The sequence below is a fragment of the Chromobacterium paludis genome, from assembly GCF_008275125.1.
GTDB classification, from domain to species: Bacteria; Pseudomonadota; Gammaproteobacteria; order Burkholderiales; family Chromobacteriaceae; genus Chromobacterium; species Chromobacterium paludis.
In genome coordinates, this window is record NZ_CP043473.1 from 813,756 (window position 1) to 833,200 (window position 19,445).

Annotated in this window: 17 protein-coding genes; 12 read left to right on the forward strand and 5 right to left on the reverse strand. The window is 66.9% G+C overall.

The genetic code is table 11. The features are described from left to right. Window position 1: 1 nt before the first annotated feature. Entirely contained in the window at window positions 2–1,036 is a 1,035-nt protein-coding gene (locus tag FYK34_RS03705) for a hypothetical protein (protein ID WP_149295114.1), read from the forward strand. A gap of 118 nt (window positions 1,037–1,154) precedes the next feature. Beyond that, window positions 1,155–2,369: a phospholipase D-like domain-containing protein gene (locus FYK34_RS03710; RefSeq protein WP_149295115.1), complete on the forward strand. Its 1,215-nt coding sequence runs from the start codon at window positions 1,155–1,157 to the stop codon at window positions 2,367–2,369. A gap of 5 nt (window positions 2,370–2,374) precedes the next feature. Here the strand turns inward: FYK34_RS03710 and FYK34_RS03715 are convergent, their stop codons facing one another. Continuing rightward, window positions 2,375–2,818 carry an Lrp/AsnC family transcriptional regulator gene (locus FYK34_RS03715; protein WP_149295116.1) on the reverse strand — a complete coding sequence of 148 codons (444 nt, stop codon included), beginning with the start codon at window positions 2,816–2,818 and terminating at the stop codon, window positions 2,375–2,377. Between the two features lie 128 nt (window positions 2,819–2,946). Between FYK34_RS03715 and FYK34_RS03720 the strand changes: the two genes are divergently transcribed. Next, window positions 2,947–3,555, forward strand: coding sequence for a LysE/ArgO family amino acid transporter (locus FYK34_RS03720; protein WP_149295117.1), 609 nt, complete (start codon window positions 2,947–2,949; stop codon window positions 3,553–3,555). A gap of 45 nt (window positions 3,556–3,600) precedes the next feature. Here the strand turns inward: FYK34_RS03720 and FYK34_RS03725 are convergent, their stop codons facing one another. The 4 genes from FYK34_RS03725 to ppk2 form a co-directional block, all read right to left on the reverse strand. Continuing rightward, window positions 3,601–5,682 (reverse strand): methyl-accepting chemotaxis protein, encoded by a 2,082-nt coding sequence (locus FYK34_RS03725; RefSeq protein ID WP_149295118.1) that lies wholly within the window; start codon window positions 5,680–5,682, stop codon window positions 3,601–3,603. Window positions 5,683–5,921: 239 nt separating this feature from the next. After that, complete coding sequence (locus FYK34_RS03730) at window positions 5,922–7,688, reverse strand: ATP-binding response regulator (RefSeq protein WP_149295119.1); 1,767 nt, start codon at window positions 7,686–7,688, stop codon at window positions 5,922–5,924. Beyond that, on the reverse strand, window positions 7,685–8,206 hold the full coding sequence (locus FYK34_RS03735; RefSeq protein ID WP_149295120.1) for a molybdopterin-dependent oxidoreductase: 522 nt from the start codon (window positions 8,204–8,206) through the stop codon (window positions 7,685–7,687). The genes FYK34_RS03730 and FYK34_RS03735 overlap by 4 nt, the downstream gene beginning before the upstream one ends. A gap of 162 nt (window positions 8,207–8,368) precedes the next feature. Continuing rightward, window positions 8,369–9,202, reverse strand: a complete 834-nt coding sequence (gene ppk2, locus FYK34_RS03740; RefSeq protein WP_196782691.1) for a polyphosphate kinase 2 — start codon at window positions 9,200–9,202, stop codon at window positions 8,369–8,371. A 361-nt stretch (window positions 9,203–9,563) separates the two neighbouring features. On the opposite strand from ppk2, the gene FYK34_RS03745 reads away from it, so the two are divergent. The 9 genes from FYK34_RS03745 (at window position 9,564) to FYK34_RS03785 (ending at window position 19,419) form a co-directional block, all read left to right on the forward strand. Beyond that, window positions 9,564–10,265, forward strand: a complete 702-nt coding sequence (locus FYK34_RS03745; RefSeq protein WP_149295121.1) for an ABC transporter ATP-binding protein — start codon at window positions 9,564–9,566, stop codon at window positions 10,263–10,265. Then, window positions 10,262–11,638 carry an ABC transporter permease gene (locus FYK34_RS03750; RefSeq protein WP_149295122.1) on the forward strand — a complete coding sequence of 459 codons (1,377 nt, stop codon included), beginning with the start codon at window positions 10,262–10,264 and terminating at the stop codon, window positions 11,636–11,638. Before FYK34_RS03745 ends, FYK34_RS03750 begins: the two co-directional genes overlap by 4 nt. Window positions 11,639–11,648: 10 nt before the next feature. Further along, window positions 11,649–12,416 carry an outer membrane lipoprotein-sorting protein gene (locus FYK34_RS03755; RefSeq protein WP_149295123.1) on the forward strand — a complete coding sequence of 256 codons (768 nt, stop codon included), beginning with the start codon at window positions 11,649–11,651 and terminating at the stop codon, window positions 12,414–12,416. A 3-nt stretch (window positions 12,417–12,419) separates the two neighbouring features. Further along, the gene (locus FYK34_RS03760; RefSeq protein ID WP_149295124.1) at window positions 12,420–13,643 is read left to right on the forward strand and encodes a hypothetical protein; all 1,224 of its coding nucleotides are present in this window, start codon (window positions 12,420–12,422) and stop codon (window positions 13,641–13,643) included. A gap of 18 nt (window positions 13,644–13,661) precedes the next feature. Beyond that, window positions 13,662–14,678: a sensor histidine kinase gene (locus tag FYK34_RS03765; protein WP_149295125.1), complete on the forward strand. Its 1,017-nt coding sequence runs from the start codon at window positions 13,662–13,664 to the stop codon at window positions 14,676–14,678. A 31-nt stretch (window positions 14,679–14,709) separates the two neighbouring features. Beyond that, on the forward strand, window positions 14,710–15,432 hold the full coding sequence (locus tag FYK34_RS03770; RefSeq protein WP_149295126.1) for a LytR/AlgR family response regulator transcription factor: 723 nt from the start codon (window positions 14,710–14,712) through the stop codon (window positions 15,430–15,432). 181 nt (window positions 15,433–15,613) lie between these two features. Beyond that, window positions 15,614–16,543 carry a YHYH protein gene (locus FYK34_RS03775; RefSeq protein WP_196782602.1) on the forward strand — a complete coding sequence of 310 codons (930 nt, stop codon included), beginning with the start codon at window positions 15,614–15,616 and terminating at the stop codon, window positions 16,541–16,543. Window position 16,544: 1 nt separating this feature from the next. Next, window positions 16,545–17,615 carry a HupE/UreJ family protein gene (locus FYK34_RS03780; RefSeq protein ID WP_149295128.1) on the forward strand — a complete coding sequence of 357 codons (1,071 nt, stop codon included), beginning with the start codon at window positions 16,545–16,547 and terminating at the stop codon, window positions 17,613–17,615. Window positions 17,616–17,751: 136 nt separating this feature from the next. Then, the gene (locus tag FYK34_RS03785) at window positions 17,752–19,419 is read left to right on the forward strand and encodes a SulP family inorganic anion transporter (RefSeq protein ID WP_149295129.1); all 1,668 of its coding nucleotides are present in this window, start codon (window positions 17,752–17,754) and stop codon (window positions 19,417–19,419) included. The last annotated feature ends 26 nt before the right edge of the window (window positions 19,420–19,445 follow it).

The following is a 19,445-nucleotide window of genomic DNA, read 5'->3' on the forward strand; positions in this document are numbered from 1 at the left end:
CATGGCCGCCACGCTCGCTTCCCTCACCCCCGCCGCCGGCGACAAGCGCTGGGGCAAAGACGGCGCCGCCATCGCGCCCGCCGCGCCGCGAACCGGCGGCGCGCCGGCGCGCCCGCCCCTGGCCAGCGCGCGCCCGCAGACGGCCGGCGTCTCAGGCTGGCGCTACAGCACCCAGTTGAATGAGCAGCTGACCTCGGCCCAATGTGCGCGGGACTATGTGGAGGACATGCTGGACCAGCTGCAGGGCTTCAAGGACAGCCTGAGCCAGCAACTGGCGCAGCGCCGCTTGGATACGGAGGCGCTGAGCGCGCAGCGGGACGGTCTGCAACGCGCCTGGCAGCGCCGGCAGCAGGACAGCGCCGGCAGCCTGGACAGCCAGCTGCGCCTGTCGCTGGGCGCGCCGGCGCGCCAAAGCTTCAGCGCGCGCGGACTGGACTTGGACGGCTTGAGCGCGGGCCAGCCGGAAACGCTGGTCCTCTCCGTGCCAGGCGGCGGCGCCAGCGCCGTGCGGGTAGGGGAGGGCGTGAGCCGCGACGAGGTGCTGCGCGCGCTGAATCAGGCGCTGGGCCCGGCCGGCGCGCGCTGCGAGCTGGATGATAGGGGCAATCTGGGCTTCAGCTGCAGCGAGCGGGACTGGCCGCAGCTGCGGGATGGCTTGACCGTGCGCGGCGGCGGCGTGCGCTTCCCGGGCGGCGTGCCGCAGCCGCTAAGCCTGGAGCCGGAGCCGCCGGCGCTGGACGCCTCGCGCTGGAAAACCGATGACCACGCCCAGGTCAGGCTGGCCTTGCAGGAGGTGCTGCGCGCCATCGCCAGGCTGCAACAGACGCATGCGGCGATAGACGGCGCCATCGCCGAGGCCAGGCAGTCGATCAGCCAGCTGTCGCGCACCGACGAGCAGAGCTGGGCCAGCGGCTTCGTCGCCGACTTCAACGCCCGGCTCAACCAACGCGCCGACTTCCAGCAGCTGCAGCAACTGGTGCCGGCGCTGCTGGGCATCAGCCGCTATCGCGTGCTGGCCTTGCTTTCGCTTCGTTGACGAGCCGCAGCGGGCCCGTCTTGATGGCCGCCCTCGCTGGGCGGTCTTTTTTCATGCTGGCTACATACTTCCTTAACATGGCCATGTCATGATCCGCAATTTTTCGAAGGAAGCCGCCATGTCCAAACGCGTCTTGCCGCTGGTGCTGTTGCTGGCCGCGCCCCTGGCCCGCGCCGATTTTTCCATTCCCGGCTTCGAGCTGGTGCATACCGCGCCGCAGCATGCGCAGCTGGACACGCCGGACCTGCGCGACCCGGCGACCGTGTGGAGCCAGATGTTCGATGCCGCCCAGCGCGAGATCGACCTGGAGCAGTTTTACGTGGCGGACCAGGCGGGCAGCAAACTGGACGGCGTGATCGAGCATCTGGAAGCCGCGGGCAAGCGAGGCGTGAAAATCCGCTTCCTGATGGAAAAGAAAGGCATGTTCGCCAGCGAGCCGGCCACCATCGAACGGCTCAAGCGCATCCCCAATCTGCAATACCGCCAGCTGGACTACAACCAGCTGACCGGCAACGGCATCATCCATGCCAAATTCATCGTGGCGGACGGCAAGACCGCCTATGTGGGCAGCCAGAACTTCGACTGGCGCTCGCTGCAGCACATCCATGAAACCGGCCTGAAGATAGACGATGCGGCGATGGCCGGCCGCCTGCAGGCCATTTTCGAGCAGGATTGGGCGGCCCAGGCCGCGCTCGCCGCCGGCGGCAAGGTCAAGCCGCTGCGGACGACGGAGCAGGCGGCCGACCTGTCCCAGCCCGCGGTGCTGCTATCCAGCCCGAATGCCTACAACCCGGCCGGCGTGGGCGACTCCGAACAGGCCCTGCCGCGCCTGATGGCCGAGGCCAAGCATGAGGTGCGCATCCAGCTGCTGGACTACGCGCCGCTGAGCTACGGCAAGCCGCGCAACTATTACCCGGTATTCGACAACGCCATCCGCGGCGCGCTGGCGCGCGGCGTCAAGGTTAAGCTGATGGTGTCGGACTGGAACCTGGAAAAACCAGGCATCGACTACCTGAAGAGCCTGGCCGTGCTGCCCGGCATGGAAGTGCGCATCGTCACGATACCGCGCGACGGCGCCTGCATCCCCTTCGCCCGCGTCATCCACAGCAAGACCATGGAGATAGACGACCAGATCGCCTGGGTGGGCACCAGCAACTGGAGCGGCGGCTATATGGACAAGTCGCGCAATGTCGAGGTGGCGCTGCGCAACGAGGCCATGGCCAAACGCATCGGCCAACTGCACGAGCAGACCTGGTCCTCGCCGTATGCCGCGCCGCTGGAGGTGAACCGCGCCTACCAGGCGCCGGACAAGGCCTGCCGCCAGGCGGGCTAGCGCGCTCAGCGAGGCGGCCGCACCGGCCGCCCCTGTATCGGCGTGGAGAGGATGACGGCGGTGCGGGTCTCGCCCAGGTCGTTCAACTGCGCCGCCAGCTGCTCCAGGTGCGAGACGTCGCGCGCCAGCAGCCGGAACACGTAGGAGTCGACGCCGGTCACGTGGTGGCATTCCATCACTTCCGGCATCGCCTCCAGCCGCGCCAGCAGGGTCTTCTTGTCCGGCTGCGGCACGGTGATGCCCACCAGGGCCGACAGCGCGTAGCCGGCGCGCAGCGGCGCCACCCGCGCGTGATAGCCCTGGATCACGCCGGCCTCTTCCAGCCGCTTGACCCGCTCCGACACCGCCGGCACCGACAGGCCCACCGCCTGCGCCAGCTCGGTCAGCGATTGCCTGGCATTGGCCTGCAGGGCGGTCAATATCGCCCAGGATTTGGCGTCCACTTCCATTCGTAAGCTCTTTTCCGCATTTATCCCTTGTTCTGAAGGTTAGCATGGCTGGGCTCCTAAAAAGCACCATGTGCCTAATCGCTGGCGGCAGGCAGACTGTAGTCATTCCAAAGACGGGGGAGGGCGCTATGTTCTGGCAGGCGATGGGCATAGGTTTGGCGATCGCGGCACCGGTGGGGCCGATAGGTTTGCTGTGCATCAGCCGCACGATGCGCGGCGGCCCGCTGCTGGGCCTGGCGACGGGGTTGGGGGCGGCCAGCGCCGATGGCTTGTTCGCCCTGGCAGGGGTGTGCGGCGGCAGCCTGGTATTGGCCTGGGCCGGCGCCTTGGCCCGGCCGCTGGCCTGGGGCGGCTGCCTGCTGCTGGCCTGGCTGGGCGTCGCCACCTTGCGCCGGCCTGCCGGCGCGGGAGAAGGAGAGGATGGCGAAAGGCGGCTGGCGCGGGCCTATCTGGGGACGCTGGCGCTGACACTGAGCAACCCGATGACCATCCTGTCCTTCGCCGCGGTGGCGGCCGGCTTGTCGGGCGGCCTGCCCGCGGGGCCGGCGCGGCAGCTGGAGATCGTTGCCGGCGTGTTCTGCGGCTCGGCGCTGTGGTGGCTGCTGCTGGCTTACGGCGGCGGCGCGCTGCTGTCGCGCCTGGGGCCGGCCGGCCGGCGCGGCCTGGACATCGCCTGCGGCCTGGTCTTGCTCGGTTTTGCCGTGGGCCTGGGCGCGCGCGCGGCCGGGCTGGCATGAAAACAGCCCGGCTGGGCCGGGCTGCTGAGCGGAGCGATGGCGCGGTTACAGCCGGAAGTGGCTCACCAGCGTTTCCAGCTCGCCGGACAGCTCGCGCAGCCGGTTCACCGCCTGGCTGACCTCGCTCACCGTTTGGTTATTGCTTTGCGCCATGCTGCTGATGCGTTCCACGTTCTGCGCGATCTCCTGGCTGGCGCTGGACTGCTCGCGGGTGGCGGCGGCGATGTCCACGATGCTGGCCACCAGCTGGCGGTTGTAGTCCTGCACCTCGCGCATGGACTGGTTCGCTTCCTCGGCGATGCCGACGCTGACATCGACCTGCTGGGTGCTGCTCTGCACATCGTCTACCGCCTGGCGCGTCTCGCTGCTGATCGCCTCCACGATGCGCGTGATCTGCACCGTGGCCTCGGCGGTGCGGCCGGCCAGGTTGCGCACCTCGTCCGCCACCACGGCGAAACCGCGGCCCATTTCGCCGGCGCGCGCGGCCTCAATGGCGGCGTTCAGCGCCAGCAGATTGGTCTGATCGGCGATGTCCTTGATCACGCCGACGATGGTGGTGACTTCTTGCGAGCGGTTGCCCAAGGCGGCCATGCGGTCGGCCAGCGCGTGCATGGTATCGGTCATGCGCTGGATTTCGCTGGTGACGCGGTTGACCTTGTCCACGCTTTGCTCGGTCAGCGAGTCGGTCTGGCGCGCGATGTCGCCGGCCTGCTGCGTGGTGTCGGCGATGTGCTGGGCGCCCACGGTGACCTGCTGCACGCTGGCTGCGCTGGCGGAGGCGGCGTCGGACTGCTGGGTCGACGCGTCGTGCACCTGGGTGGCGGAGTGGCTGAGCTGGGCGGCGGCTTGCGATACCTGGCGGCTCTGCTCGCGCACCTGGACGAACATGTCGCGCAGGCTGTCCAGGAAGCGGTTGAAGGCGGAGGCGGTGCGGCCGATCTCGTCGCGGTTGGTGATGGCGATGCGCGCCGTCAGGTCGCCGCCGCCATTGGCCAGCTGCTCCATGGCCTCGGCCAGATTGATCAGCGGCCGGGTCAGGGTGCGGATGACGATGGTCAGCAACAGCAGGATCAGCGCCAGCGCCACCACGCCTATGCCTATGGCCGCGAACATGGATTGGCGGGCGTCGGCGGTGATGGCCGCGGTGGGAATGCTGATGCCGATGGACCAGAACTGGCCGGTGTCGCCGATGCGTATGGGATGGAAGAAGTGGGTGTAGCCGCTGTCCTCATAAACGAAGTCGCTGCCTTTCTTCACCTCGTCGAGATGGCCGAACAGCGGGTCTTCCTTGGCCACCGGCTTGCCCAGCATCTCGGCTTGCGGGTTGACCACATAGGTGCCGCCCTCGGACACGATGCGGATGAAGCCGGTTTCGCGCGGGTGAATCTGGCCGAAGCGCTTCTGCAGCTGGTCCAGCGCCACGTCGGTGGCGGACACGCCGGTCATCTTGCCCGAGGCGTTCTTCATCACCACCGCCAGCGAGCTCTCCAGCACCTTCTTGCCTTGCACCTCGTAGGGGTAGGGCTCGGTGATGGTGTCGCGGCCGCGTTGTTTGGGCACGTAGTAGAAGTCGCCCCAGCCCGGCTTTTCATAGTCGGGCTGGTAGGTTTCCGGGTGTTCCTTGAATTTGGGGAAGTCCTTGACGCGGTCGGTGGACATCATGACGTCCATCTGCGCCTTGCCCTGGGCATTCTTGGTGATGTAGGGCTCGTAGCGGCCGGTGGGGTCGTGGCGCGGCCAGTCGAAGCGGAAGGCGTTGTCGTCGCCGTCGAAGGCGTTGGGTTCCCACAGCATCCACAGGCCGATGGACTGCGGCGCGTTGTCCAGCATCTGCATGATGATGGCGTCGGTCTGCTTGCGGTCCGGCTTGCCGGTGCGGCGTATGCCTTCCACCGTATCGGCCAGGTGCTTGGGCAGCTGAAAGCCGCGGTCGAAGTCGCTTTCCGCATCCTTGGCGTAGCTGGCGGCTTGCTCGGAGGCCAATTGGTAGCCATTGTTTACCGCGGCGTTGTAATTGAGCTTGGCAATCAACACGATCATCACGGCGAAGGAGACGGTGATGGCCGCAGCGGCGACCAGGATGATGCGGATGCCCAGGTGGCCCCATTTGACTTGCGTTTGACTCATGTCCGATTACCTGCGAATCAACTTGTTGTTTGGGTGTAGCAGCTTTTGGGCTAAGTAGAAACTCTTATCCGATTCGAATATACCGTTATCTTGATTTTGTCGGCAATCCCCTCGGCGACACGATGGGCGGGGTAATGTCAAAGGATGTGTCCGGGGCGGCAAGGCGATGCCGGCCCTGCGCGCGCGGCGGCGCAAGCGCTGGCGGAGGGGCTATGGATGGAAAAGGCGGCTGCCAAGGTTCAGGCGGTCTTGGTCGCGCCCAGTGACGCCGCCGGCAGGTATTGCGTCAGCAGTTTCTGCAGTTGGCCAAAATTGAAGGGTTTTTCCAGCTTGCCGGTCAGCAGGGTGTGCCGCGGATCGCAGAACTCCTGGGTGAACGCCGTCATGCCGATGACCGGCGTCTTCAGGTTGACTGCGGTGCGCCTGGCGGCCTCCGCCACTTCATAGCCGCTGGCGTTGCCTACCTGCAGGTCCAGCAGCAGCACATGGTAGCTTTGGGCATGGACTTTCTCTATGGCGGCGGGCACCGTGGCCACGGTGTCCACGGCATAGCCCTTGGCTTCCAGCAGGGCGTGATAGGACTCGCGTATCTGGTCGTCGTCGTCCAGCAGCAGGATGCGTCCGGGCGCCGCGGCGTCTTCGGCCGCCGGGGCCGCGTCTGCGGCTTCTTGGACCGGCAGCAGCAGACGGAAGCTGCTGCCCTGGCCCGGCTGGCTGGCCACCTGGATCCTGCCGCCAAACAGCATGACCAGCTCATGCACGATGGCGAGCCCCAGGCCGCTGCTGCCGGGACGACGCGTTTTGCCGCGGGCGAAGGGGCGGAATAGCTGGGCTTTCAGATCATCCGCTATGCCGACGCCGGTGTCCTGCACCAGGATCAGCAGCTGTTTGTCCTGATGACGCAGCGTCAGGTCGATGCGGCCGTGGTCGGTGTAGCGGATGGCATTGGAGAGCAGGTTCCACACGATCTGCCGCAGCCGGTGGCCGTCCAGCCACAGCGGCGGCATGGCCGGGCAGTCTATGCTCAGCGCCAGGCCCTTGGCTTCGGCGAGGCTGCGGTGGGCCAGTTCGATGCCGGCGATCAGGGCCGCGATGTCGGTGGCGGCCGGCTCCAGCGTCAACTGCAGGTTTTTCAGCGCCGAGATGTCCATGATGTCGCGCACCTGCTCCAGCAGGTGTTCGGTGCTGTGTTTCAGCCGGGCGAGATAGCCATAGCAGACGGTGTCGCGCGCCACGCTGTATTCCATCAGCTCGACGCAGGTCTGTATGCTTTGCAGCGGCGAGCGGATCTCGTGGCTGATGGTGGCGAGAAAGGTGTCGCGCGCCAGCTCGCTTTGCACCAGGGCGGCGCGCGCCGCCTGTTCGCGCTCCAGTATTTGCTGTTGCTGCGAGGCTTGGCGTTTCACCTTGCCAAAGCGGTGCATCACTATCCAGAACAGGCACAGGAAGCCCAGCCAGCAGGTCAGCCCCAGCAGGTACAGGGTTTGGTGGCTTTCCATCAAGCGCAGCTGCTGCACCATCTCGCCCGTTTCCTGCTGGCGGGCGCGTACGGCGAAGTCGGCCAGCGTGGGCCGCAGCACGGCCAAGTCTTGCGATAACTGCTGCGCGTCGCGCTGGCTCCATGAGCGGGGCGGCTTTTCAAACAGCTCCGCCAGGGCGGCCTTGACCGCCGGGAAGCCGGGTACCTGGGCCAGCGCGGTATTGGCAGGCGAGGGGCGAGAGTACATGCGGTACTTGCTGACGGCGATGGCGTAGCTGTTGTCCACCTCGCTGCGGGCCAGTTGGCCGGCGCGGTAGCGCCAGGCGTCCAGTTCCAGCCGGTTGAGCGACAATTGCATCTGCGCCACCATCCAGTACAGATCGCTGGCCTTGTCCGGTATCGGCCGCTTGATGACGGAGGCGTACAGCGCGGCGGATATCAACAAGGTGGCGAACAGCGCCAGCGCAGGGAACATGATGCCTTTGCCCAGCTTCTCGCTCAGGCTCCAATCTCTCCAGCCTTTCATCGCACCTCCATGCGCTTGACCTGCCAGATCAGCTTGGCGGGGAAGTCGCCGTTGGTTTCGGCCTGCTTCATGTCGGGCAGCGGGTACATCACCCAGAATGGGCCGTAATCCTCCACCTTGAGCGGCTTGCCGTTCCAGCGCCAGGCCAATATCGCGTCGTAGCGGTGAAAATCGGCGATGGGAATGGTGATGCTGTATTCGTCGGCGCCGAAGAACTTGACGGATTTGCCGCGCGCGCCGGCCTTGGCCAGCAGATCGCGCAGCAGCGGGCCGCTGAAGGTCCCCTTGGGTGTCCAGTCGGTGGCGGTGGTGATCTCATGCTGTGACAGCTGGGCCAGGCCGGCTGGGCTGAAGGTAAAGGTCCGGGTGCCGGTGTCGGTGTAATGCGCGATGTTGCCGCCGATCACCAGCGATGGCTCCGCCCAGGCAGGACTGGCGAGGGCAAGCACGAGCAACGCGGCATAGCCGTAGCGTTGACCCGTGGCGCGCGGACGGGGCGGGGCGGAGCAATGTTTCATCAGGGTGGGCTTGGCTGTTGGATGGGCCGGCGACGGCTTGGCATCGCCTGTTTGCCCCTGATGTTATGCCAATGGCGATATTTTCCGCAACGGGCATATGTCTACGTTGTTGCCTGACCCATTACAAAGATCAGGCATCGTCCAAGCAGCCGGCAAGAGACCTCAGGTACCCAGCATTTCCCCCGGATCGCCCACGATCAGCGGGTCCGGCGCGTGCGCTACGCGCGGGTCCTTGCCCGGGTAGTCGAGCCGCGACAGGAAGTGGCGGATGCAGCCCAGGCGGGCGCGCTTCTTGTCGTCGGACTTGACCACGGTCCACGGCGCGTCGCCGGTATGGGTGTGGAAGAACATCGCCTGCTTGGCGGCGGTGTAGTCGTCCCATTTGTCCAGCGACTGTATGTCTATCGGCGACAGCTTCCAGTGCTTCAGCGGGTCGTCGCGGCGCGAGATGAAGCGGCGCAGCTGCTCCTCGCGGCTGACGGAGAACCAGTACTTGAACAGCTTGATGCCGCTGTTGACCAGCATGCGCTCCAGCTGCGGGGCCTGGCGCATGAATTCCAGGTACTCCAGCGGCGTGCAGAAGCCCATCACGCGCTCCACGCCGGCGCGGTTGTACCAGGAGCGGTCGAAGAACACGATTTCGCCGGCGCTGGGCAGATGATTGATGTAGCGCTGGAAATACCATTGGCCGCGCTCCTGCTCGCTGGGCTTTTCCAGCGCCACCACGCGCGCGCCGCGCGGATTCAGGTGCTCCATATAGCGCTTGATGGTGCCGCCCTTGCCGGCGGCGTCGCGCCCTTCGAACAGGATGACGATTTTCTGCCCGCTCTCCTTGACCCAGCTTTGCACTTTCAGCAGCTCGATCTGCAGCTCCTGCTTCAGCCGCTCGTACTCGGCCCTGCGCAGCCGCGTGTGATAGGGATAGGCGGCGGGCAATTCGGCCGTGAGGCTGTCCTCCTCGCTGCCGGGCGGGGCCAGCGCCACCTGCCGCGCCATGGGCTGCTGGCTGCTTTCCTCGATGATGTGTACGGATTCCTCATGCACGCGCTCGATATTGCGCTGGCGTCTCGTCTGCCGGCGCTTGGGCGCGGGCGCGGCTTTCTCCGCCTCGGCATCGGGAATCGGCGCTTCCTTGTCCTGGTCTTGCATCATTGGCTGGCCTTTCTGGTGGTGGGTGCCTGGCTTCATCGTAAGTCGCGGCCTGGGGGCCGTCGATGTGCTGGATCAATTGTTTGTCATGCCGTTCGCGCCGCAAGAGAGCGTTTCGCGCCGTTGTCTGGCGTTTCGTCGCAAGCCTGAGCGCCCCCGCGGCGCGGCGCATACAGTGCCGATATCGTCAATTACCAGGAGAGTCGAGATGGGGACCGTAGAGATGCGCGGCGTGAGCAAGCATTACCGCTTGGACCAGGTTAGCGTGCCGGCGTTGCAGGACGTGGACTTGTCCATCCGTCCCGGCGGCTTCACCGTGCTGGCCGGACCGTCCGGCAGCGGCAAGACCACGCTGCTGAACCTGATAGGCGGCGTGGATCGGCCGGACGCAGGCCGTGTCCAGGTGGCCGGGCAGGACATCGTCCATTTGAACGACAACGCGCTCAGCGATTTCCGCGCCCGCCACATCGGCTTCATCTTCCAGACTTTCAACCTGCTGCCGGTGCTGTCGGCTTACGAGAACGTGGAGTACCCGCTGTTGCTGAACCGGGTGCCGGCGGGAGAGCGCAAGAATCGAGTGATGGAGTTGCTGGACGCCGTGGGCCTGGCCGACAAGGCGCGCAACCGTCCCGGCCAGCTGTCCGGCGGCCAGCGCCAGCGCGTGGCCATCGCCCGCGCCCTGGTCCATCGGCCCTCGCTGGTGCTGGCGGACGAGCCGACGGCCAATCTGGACAGCCAGACCGGCGGCGCCATCCTGGCCCTGCTGCGCGATCTGCAGCGCCAATACCAGTTGACCGTGGTGTTCTCCTCGCATGATCCGCAGGTGATCGCCGCCGCGGACGATCGCTACCAGGTGCGCGACGGCCGCGTCAGCCGCCCCCAGCCTCATACTGAAAAGGAAATGGCATGAATACCGTGAAACTGGCCTGGCGCAACCTGCTGCGCAACCGCCGCCGCACCGTGGCCACCCTGGGCACCATGGTGGCAGGCGTGGTGGCCCTGCTGCTGTTCGGCGGCTACAACCGCACCGTGCAATACGGCCTGCAAACCAGCTTTGTGCGCGGGGTGGGCCATCTGCAGATCCAGCATAAAGACTTTTTCCAATACGGCAGCGGCAATCCGGCCGCTTACGGCATTCGGGATTACCGCCGGGTGATCCGCGTGGTGGAGAACGACCCGGTGCTCAAGCCGATGCTGCTGGTGGCCACGCCGACGTTGTCGCTGGGCGGCATCGCCGGCCATTACTCGGCCGGCGCCTCGCGCACCGTGTTCGCTCAGGGCAGCGAGGTGGAGGGACAGAACCGCATGCGGCAGTGGGACGATTACCACTTCGGCATCCCGGCCAAGCCGGCGGCGCTGACTGGCAGCGCGCCCGACGCGGCGGTCATCGGCAAGGGCCTGGCGCGGACGCTGCAGCTGTGCGACGCGCTGAAGGTGGACCATTGCCGGCCGCCGCGCGGCCAGGACAAGGGCGGAGCGGCCATGCCGGCCGACCTGGCCGCGCTGTCCGCCGCCGCGCCGCAACCGAAGGCCGACGGCAGCATAGAGCTATTGGCCGCCACCGCCAGCGGCGCGCCCAATGTGGCGCGGCTGCAGGTGGTGAAGGCGCAGAGCATGGGCGTGAAGGAGCTGGACGATATGTATGTCAGCCTGCACCTGGCGCAGGCGCAGCGGCTGGTGTACGGCGCGGAAGCGCCGCGCGTCACCGCCATCGAGCTGCAGCTGCGCCATACCGCGCAGATTCCGGCGGCCCGCGCCCGGCTGGCCCAGCTGTTCGCCAGCTCGCTGAAGGACCAGCCCTTGGCCGTGTATGACTTCACCGAGCTGCAGCCGCAATACGGCCAGATCACCGGCATGTTTGGCACCATCTTCGGCTTCCTGTCCATCCTGATCGGCTGCGTCTCGCTGTTCACCATCGCCAACACCATGAATATGGTGGTGATGGAGCGCACGGTGGAGATAGGCACGTTGCGCGCCATGGGCCTGCGTCGCGGCGGCATCCAGCGCCTGTTCCTGTGCGAGGGCGTGATGCTGGGCGCGCTGGGCAGCGCTTGCGGCATTGCCCTGTCCCTGCTGCTGGCCGCGCTGATCAACCACGCCGGGCTGACTTGGCTGCCGCCGGGCCAAGTGGACCCGTCGCCCATCTATGTGAGGCTGTGGGGCGAGAACCGCATGCTGCTGGGCTGCGCGCTGGGCCTGATGCTGATGGCCATGCTGTCCGCCTGGTGGCCGGCCCGCCGCGCCGCCCGCGCCGTGATCGTGGACGCGCTGCGCCACGCCTGAGGAGAGAAACATGAAAAGAATGCTGATGATGGTGCTGTTGTCCCTGGCTGGCCCATTGGCCCAGGCCGCGCCTGACGCGCAGGCGATACTGGCGGCCAGCGACGCGGTGCGCAATCCCGGCAAGCCGTTTGGCTTGATCGTGTCCCTGGTAGGCTATAAGGACGGCCAGGAGAACGAGCGCAGCGCGCTGGCGGTGTATTCGCGCGCCGACGAAAAAAGCGGCCAGTACCGCAGTCTGCTGCGCTTCGTCAGCCCGGCGCGCGACGCCGGCAAGCTGATGCTGAAGAACGGCAACGATCTGTGGTTCTACGATCCGGCCAGCAAGGCCAGCGTGCCGATCTCGCCGCAGCAGCGTCTGCTGGGCCAGGCCTCCAATGGCGATGTGGTGACGGTGAACCTGGCGCTGGACTACACGGCGCGGCTGGACGGCGAGGAGGACATCCAGGACGGCGACCGCCAGACGCGGCGCTGCTACAAGCTGCACCTGTCGGCGCGCAACGGCGGCGTCACCTATCACGCCATCGACCTGTGGCTGGACAAGGACGGCTACCGCAGCCGCAAGGCCAAGTTTTATTCGGAAAGCGGCAGCCTGCTGAAAACGGCCTACTATCGCGCTTACCGGGTAGAGCTGGGGCGGGAGCGCCCGACGGAAACGGTGATCATAGACGGCCTGAATCCCAAGTGGGTGACGGTGATGCGCGACAGCGATTTCGCCTGGCGCGAGGTGCCGGAAGCCTGGCTGCAGCGCGACTACCTGCCGCGCTTCCGGGCGGAGTGAGCGATGCGCGCCTGGTGCCTGCTGGCGCTGGCGGCATTGCCGGCCGCGGCGCTGGCCGACGACGACGCGGCGGCCTTGCTGCTGGCGGACCAGACGCCGGCGGTGGCGGACAAGCCGCACGATCTGAAGCTGCTGTTCGAATCCGCCGCCATCGTCAATCCCGGCGGGCCGGACGCGCAGCGGCTGTCGTTCGACCTGCGCTGGGACGGCCGGCTGAACGCTGACTGGCGGGCGGTGCTGTCGGACCGTCTCGATCAAGGCTTCGACAATACGCCCAGGCGCAGCCATGGCGTCAACACGCTGCGCGAGGCTTATCTCAGCCGCGCCTTCGGCAATGAGAGCATGCTGGACATCGGCCGCGTCAATACGCGCTATGGTGTGGCCTTTGGCTACAATCCCACGGATTTTCTGGGCGAGGGCGCGGTGCGCTCGGTGGTGTCGGCCGATCAGGAAAGCCTGCGCCAGAACCGCCTGGGCAATGTCATGCTGCGCTGGCAGCGCGTGTGGAACGCCGCCTCGCTGACCGCGATCTGGTCGCCCAAGCTGGCCGACGCGCCCAGCCCCAATGGACTAAGCCCGGACTGGGGCGCCAGCAATCCCCGGGAGCGGGCCTTGCTGGCCTTCAGCTACCGTTTTGCCGAGGCCTGGAACCCGCAGTGGCTGCTGTTCCGCGAGCAGGGCGGCTCGCCGCAGCTGGGCTTCAACCTCAGCCATGTGCTGAGCGACTCCACCGTGGCCTATGCGGAGTGGGCCGGCGGCCGGCGGGACACGCCGTGGCGGACATGGCTGGGCGAGGCCGACGGCGGCTGGCGCAACCGGCTGGCCCTGGGCGCCACCTGGACCGGCGCCGACAAACTCAGCCTGACGCTGGAAGGCGAATACGACGGCGCCGCGCCGGACGCCGCCGATTGGGACACGCTGCGGCGCGGCCCGTCCTACGGGCCTTACCGCGCGGCCATGGCGGGCTCCACGGCCTTGCTGACGCGTCGCGCGGCGCTGCTGCGCGCCAGCTGGCAAGACGCGCTGATGGACAATCTGGACCTGGCCGCGATGCGGCAGACCAGCCTGGCGGATCACAGCGGCATGAACTGGGCCGAGGCGCGCTACCATTGGCGCCAGGTCGATCTGGCCCTGCAATGGCAGCGCTATGACGGCGCGCCGCGCACGCAGTATGGCGCGGCCCATGGCCGGCAAAGCTGGCAGCTGGTGTTCGATTACTTTTTATAGGCGAGCGAGGGGGTGGCGATGAAAGTGGGCAAATTCGCGGTGGACGGGCGTGGGCTGTTGTTCCTGAATATCGTCAATCTGGCGATCGCGCTGTTTTTCACCGCGCTGAATGGTTGGTCGATGCTGAAGGACTGCCTGCTGATCTCGTTCAGCATCGGTTACTGTTGCTGGGGCATGTCCGAACTGCTGCAATGGCTGAAGCTGCCGCGCAGCCTGATCTATCTGCTGGTGACGCTGATCGCGGTGCCGCTGGGCTTCAAGCTTTCTGCTGTTTTGGGCGCCTATGATGTGATGGGCCAATGGCGCCTATCGTCGGACATCACCCTGCGCATGCTGCTGGTGGTGATGCTGGTGTCGCTGTTCACGATGTTCCTGTCCTTGTTTTATTTCCGCTCCCGCGCCCTGGCCGGGGAGCTGGAGGCCACGCGGCGGCGCGAGGCGGAAAGCCGCGAGGCGCAGACCGCGGCGCAACTGGCCATGCTGCAGGCGCAGATCGAGCCGCACTTCCTGTTCAACACCCTGGCCAATGTGCAAAGCCTGATCGAGATCGACCCGCCGCGCGCGTCGACCATGCTGCGGCATCTGAACACCTATCTGCGGGCCAGCCTGGCGCGCAGCCGCAATGCCCAGGGCACCGTGGGCCAGGAGCTGGAACTGGTGGGCGCGCTGCTGGACATCGCCGCCATCCGCATGGGCGAGCGGCTGCGCGTCAGCGTGCAGGTAGCGGAGGAGCTGAAGCCGCTGCCGCTGCCGCCGCTGCTCTTGCAGCCCCTGGTGGAAAACGCGCTGAAGCATGGCCTGGAGCCCAGCGTGGCGGGCGGCGACATCGCCATCCGGGTCGAACGCGACGGCGGCGCGCTCAGGCTGTCGGTGCGCGACAGCGGCGTCGGCATCGCCGAATCCGCGCCAACCGGCGTCGGCCTGGCCAATATCCGCGAGCGGCTGGCCGCCTTGTACGGTCCGGCGGCGCAATTGCGCCTGTCTCCGAGCCAGCCGTGCGGCGTGCTGGCGGAGTTGATAGTGCCAATCGCATAATGCTCGAATCCTTTGTCTGGAGAACCAAGCCATGCCCACCGCCCTGATCGCCGACGACGAGCCGCTGCTGGCCGCCGCGCTGCAATCCGCGTTGGCCCGGCTGTGGCCGCAGTTGTCCATCGTGGCCGTGGCGCATGACGGCGCGGCCGCGCTGGCCGAGATCAACCGCTGGCGGCCGGACTTTGCCTTCCTGGACATCCGCATGCCCGGGCTGGATGGCATGGCGGTAGCCAGGAGCGTGGCGGGCAGCCGCGTGGTCTTCGTCACCGCCTACGACGAATACGCCTTGCAGGCCTTCGACGCGGCGGCGCTAGACTACCTGCTCAAGCCCATAGACGACGCGCGGCTGTTGCGCTGCATCAGCCGGCTGCAACAGGCGACGCCTGCCGTTCCGACCGTCGTCGCGCCTCCCGCGGACGCGCAGTCGGAGCATCTGCGCTGGATTACCGCGGGGTTGGGCAATAGCAAGCGGCTGATCGCGGTGGACGAGGTGCTGTATTTCAAGGCCTGCGACAAATACACCGAGCTGGTGCTGGCCGGCGAGACGCAGCTGATACGCACGGCGCTGAAGGAGCTGGCGGCGCGGCTGGACCCTGGCCAGTTCGTCCAGATTCATCGCGGCTTGATCGTGCGCCTGGCCGCCGTGCAATCCATCGAGCAGGACCTGCTGGGCCGCAGCTACGTGCTCTTGAAGGGCCGCGGCGACAAGCTGCCGCTGAGCCGAAGCTACGCCGCCCAGTTCAAGGCCATGTAGGGCGGAAGCCCGGCCAAGCCGGACGTTCCGCCTCGGGAATGCATGACGAATTCCGACCTGGAAAAAGAATTTAAACAAACTTTCCAATGTCGTATGTTTTGTTGCGCCGAGAAGTTTGCTAAACCGGGAACATTACCGAGCCAACCCGGAGACGCGGATGCCACGCTTTTTGCGATCCTCTATGACCTTGGCCGTGGCGGCCATCCTCTGCGTAAGCTGCGGCGGAGGAGGGGGCTCCTCCTCCAGCTCCAGCACTGCAAGCAGTGCTAGCGGCTCAAGCGGCTCGACCTCGCAAACAGGCAATTACTCCACCGCCGGCGTGCTGTGCAGCTATTCGGAAAGCACGTTCAACAGCTCGCCCTCGGTCAACGCCACCAGCACGGCGGTATGGAGCTGCACCAGCAGCGCGCGCCAGCTCAGCGCCAACGGCCTGCCCGACCACGCGGTGGGCACCTTTCCCAATGTCAACAACCCCAACACCATCAGCGCGCAGTCGGTGACGCCCAGCTTCGCCTTATCGCCCAGCCTGTCCGGCAGCAGCAAGACCGTGCAGCCCACCGGCTACGCGTTGAACGGCGTCAAGTTCGACCCGGCCACGGCCGGCAGCTGCGACAATTCCGGCAGCTGCACCCTGGTCGGCAATACCGGCAGCTGGAGCATAGAGGCGCTGGGACAAAGCAGCTTCAACTTCGGCGTGGACAGCAATAACGCTCATGTGCAGCCCAACGGCGCCTACCACTACCATGGCATGCCCAATGGTTTGATCGCGGAGCTGGGCAAGGGAACGGCGATGACGCTGGTGGGCTGGGCCGAGGATGGATTCCCCATCTACGCGCGCTACGGCTACAGCAGCGCCAACGACGCCGCTTCCGCCATCAAGACGCTGAGCGGCAGCTACCAGCTGAAATCGACGCCGGACTCCGGGCGGCCATCCACCTCGCTATACCCGATGGGCACCTTCAGCCAGGACTACCAGTACGTGGCCGGCTCCGGCGATCTGGACGAGTGCAATGGCCGCACCGGCGTGACGCCGGAGTTTCCGGGCGGCATCTATTACTACGTGATCACCGACAGCTACCCCTATATCTCGCGCTGCGTGAAGGGTAGCTGACATGTGGCGGACGCTGTTGTTGTGGCTGGCGCTATGCCTGCCTTGCCAGGCGCATTTGATGGTGGCGCAGCATGGCACGCTGAACCTGGCGCATGGCGGCGCCTATATGGTGCTGTCGCTGCCGGTCAGCGCGTTTCAGGGGCTGAGCCTGAAGACGCCGGGCCGCATCACCTTGCCGGAGCTGAAGGCCGAGCATGGCGCGATAGAAGCGCAACTGCAGCGCGGTGCGCAGCTGCTGGGCTACGGCAAACCATTGCCGCTGCAGGGCGTCATGCTCAGTTTCTCCGCCAACGAGGGCAGCGACAGCACGGACCAGCTGGTGGCGCTGGGCCGCTACGCGCTGCCGCCGCGGGAGACGCCGCTGATCTTCCGCGTGGGGCTGTATGGCGCGGCGCCTGCGGAGCGGCGCTATGAAATCACGGTGACGCGGCCGGGCGACAGCGAGCTGCTGGTGCTGACACCGGATAGCGACAGCCGGCCGCTGTGGCGCTCCGCCTGGGCGGTACTGAGCGACGACTTCGGCCTGGGCGTCAACCACATCCTGACCGGCTTCGACCACATGCTGTTCCTGCTGGTGGTGCTGTCCGCCGGCTGGCGCTGGCGCGCCGTGCTGCTGGCGCTGTCCGCCTTCACCGTCGGCCACGCCATCACGCTGGCCGCCTGCGTCTGGGGCGGGCTGGCCGCGCCGCCGGCCATCGTGGAGCCGGCCATCGCCGCCACCATCGTCGGCATGGCGCTGCTGGACTGGCGCGCGCGCATGCGCGGCGCGGCCATGCCTACGGGCCTGCGCATCGGGCTGGTGTTTGGGTTCGCGCTGATCCATGGCCTGGGCTTCGCCGGCGCGCTGGCGGAACTGGGGCTGGACCCCGGCCATAGGCTGCCCGCCGTGGCCGGCTTCAATCTGGGCATCGAGGCCGGCCAGTTGCTGGTGGCGGCGCTGTACGGGCTGGCGCTCTGGCTGGCCAGGAGGGTGGACGAAGGCCATGGGCTGCGGCTGGCGCGGCTGGCCAACTGGACCGGCATCGCCGCCGGCAGCTTCTGGCTGGCAAGCCGGCTGCTGGGCGTGGGCTGAGGGCCGCGGCCGCTTAGCGAGCGTCAATAGTCCCTAGACCTTGCGCATCGCACGCTTCCGGTTGATCCAGCGCTGAGCGGCCCGCCGCCGCTTGGGCTAGGCTGACAGCATACTTTGCCCATATTGAAAGCGCGCGATGTCCGCCACATTTTTCCGTCCCCGTTTGCTCGACGCGCTGCGCCATTACAACGGCAAGCTGCTGCGGGCCGATCTCATGGCCGGCGTCACCGTCGGCATCGTCGCGCTGCCGCTGGCCATGGCCTTCGCCATCGCCAGCGGGGTGCCGCCGCAGGCCGGCATCGTCACCGCGGTGATCGCCGGCTCGCTGGCGGCGGCGCTGGGCGGCACCCGCTTGTGCGTCACCGGGCCCACCGGCGCCTTCATCGTCATCCTGTACGGCATCGTCAGCAAATACGGCGTGGCCAATCTGCTGATCTGCACCTTCATGGCCGGCGCCATGCTGGTGTTGATGGGCGCGCTCAGGCTGGGGCAGGTGATACGTTTCTTCCCCATGCCCTTGATCACCGGCTTCACCAACGGCATCGCGGTGCTGATTTTCCTCACGCAGCTGAAGGACTTTTTCGGCCTGCCCATCGCCAAGATGCCATCGGGTTTCTTCGCCGTGATGGCGGCGCTGCGCGCGCACTTTTCTGGCCTGCATTGGCCCACCACCTTACTGTCAGCGGCGCTGCTGGCGTTAATCCTGCTGTGGCCCAAACGGCTCAACCGCATCGTGCCGTCGCCGTTCGCCGCCTTGGTGCTGGCCACGCTGGCCGTCGCGCTGTTCAACCTGCCGGTGGCGACGCTTGGCAGCCGCTTCGGCGGCATTCCGCAAGGCCTACCCATGCCGCAGGGGCTGGACCTGAATCCCGCGCATCTGTCCGATCTGCTGGCGCCGGCCTTCACCATCGCCCTGCTGGGCGCGATCGAGTCCCTGTTGTGCGCTGTGGTGGTGGACAGCCTGACCGCAGACCGGCACGACGCCAACCAGGAGCTGATAGGGCAGGGCATCGCCAATATGGTGGCGCCGTTCTTCGGCGGCATCCCGGCCACCGGCGCGGTGGTGCGCTCGGTCACCAATATCGGCAACGGCGCGCGCACGCCGCTGGCGGCCGTCTTCCACGCGGCGCTGCTGCTGTTGGTGCTGCTGCTGGCCGCGCCCCTGGCTGCCCATGTGCCGCTGGCCGCGTTGGCGGCCATCCTGGTGGCGGTGGCGCTGAAAATGGGCGATTGGGACATCCGCAAGGCGCGGCAGTTTCCGCCGCACGATACCCTGATCCTGGCGGTGACTTTCGCGCTGACCGTGATGTTCGACCTGACCGTGGCGGTGGAGATCGGCCTGCTGCTGGCCGCCATGTTCTTCATCCGCAGCATGGCCGGCCATACCGCCATCTGCCGTCTCCAGCCCGAGCATGCCCAGTTGTTCGAGCGCCACAGCATAGCCGGCAAGAGCGTGCCGGACGGTTGCGCGGCCTTCCGCATCGAGGGCGCGCTGTTCTTCGGCGCGGCGGACTGCGTGGACATCATCCTGAAAGACGCGCCGCGAGCCAGGGTGGTGATTCTGCAGCTGCACAGGCTGGTGCTGCTGGACACGTCCGGCCTGCTGGCGCTGGAGGCCTTGCGCGCCCGGCTGGCCGAGCAGGGCAAGACGCTGATTCTGTGCGGCGCGGCGGATGAGGTGATGGACATGCTGGACGGTTCGCGGCTGGCGGACAGGCTGGGAGAGGACAATTTGCAGCCGGACCTGGCTTGCGCGTTGCAAAGGGCGGAGCGGGTGCTGACCGAAGGCGTGGTGTGGGCTTAGCCGGCGGTTTCAGGATGCGGCGGCAT

Bases quoted from the DNA above. Each gene is read 5' to 3' on its own strand.
- FYK34_RS03705 (WP_149295114.1), top strand. From the start codon at position 2: ATGGCCGCCACGCTCGCTTCCCTCACCCCCGCCGCCGGCGACAAGCGC.
- FYK34_RS03710 (WP_149295115.1), top strand. From the start codon at position 1,155: ATGTCCAAACGCGTCTTGCCGCTGGTGCTGTTGCTGGCCGCGCCCCTG.
- FYK34_RS03715 (WP_149295116.1), bottom strand. From the start codon at position 2,818: ATGGAAGTGGACGCCAAATCCTGGGCGATATTGACCGCCCTGCAGGCC.
- FYK34_RS03720 (WP_149295117.1), top strand. From the start codon at position 2,947: ATGTTCTGGCAGGCGATGGGCATAGGTTTGGCGATCGCGGCACCGGTG.
- FYK34_RS03725 (WP_149295118.1), bottom strand. From the start codon at position 5,682: ATGAGTCAAACGCAAGTCAAATGGGGCCACCTGGGCATCCGCATCATC.
- FYK34_RS03730 (WP_149295119.1), bottom strand. From the start codon at position 7,688: ATGAAAGGCTGGAGAGATTGGAGCCTGAGCGAGAAGCTGGGCAAAGGC.
- FYK34_RS03735 (WP_149295120.1), bottom strand. From the start codon at position 8,206: ATGAAACATTGCTCCGCCCCGCCCCGTCCGCGCGCCACGGGTCAACGC.
- ppk2 (WP_196782691.1), bottom strand. From the start codon at position 9,202: ATGGCGCGGCAGGTGGCGCTGGCCCCGCCCGGCAGCGAGGAGGACAGC.
- FYK34_RS03745 (WP_149295121.1), top strand. From the start codon at position 9,564: ATGGGGACCGTAGAGATGCGCGGCGTGAGCAAGCATTACCGCTTGGAC.
- FYK34_RS03750 (WP_149295122.1), top strand. From the start codon at position 10,262: ATGAATACCGTGAAACTGGCCTGGCGCAACCTGCTGCGCAACCGCCGC.
- FYK34_RS03755 (WP_149295123.1), top strand. From the start codon at position 11,649: ATGAAAAGAATGCTGATGATGGTGCTGTTGTCCCTGGCTGGCCCATTG.
- FYK34_RS03760 (WP_149295124.1), top strand. From the start codon at position 12,420: ATGCGCGCCTGGTGCCTGCTGGCGCTGGCGGCATTGCCGGCCGCGGCG.
- FYK34_RS03765 (WP_149295125.1), top strand. From the start codon at position 13,662: ATGAAAGTGGGCAAATTCGCGGTGGACGGGCGTGGGCTGTTGTTCCTG.
- FYK34_RS03770 (WP_149295126.1), top strand. From the start codon at position 14,710: ATGCCCACCGCCCTGATCGCCGACGACGAGCCGCTGCTGGCCGCCGCG.
- FYK34_RS03775 (WP_196782602.1), top strand. From the start codon at position 15,614: ATGACCTTGGCCGTGGCGGCCATCCTCTGCGTAAGCTGCGGCGGAGGA.
- FYK34_RS03780 (WP_149295128.1), top strand. From the start codon at position 16,545: ATGTGGCGGACGCTGTTGTTGTGGCTGGCGCTATGCCTGCCTTGCCAG.
- FYK34_RS03785 (WP_149295129.1), top strand. From the start codon at position 17,752: ATGTCCGCCACATTTTTCCGTCCCCGTTTGCTCGACGCGCTGCGCCAT.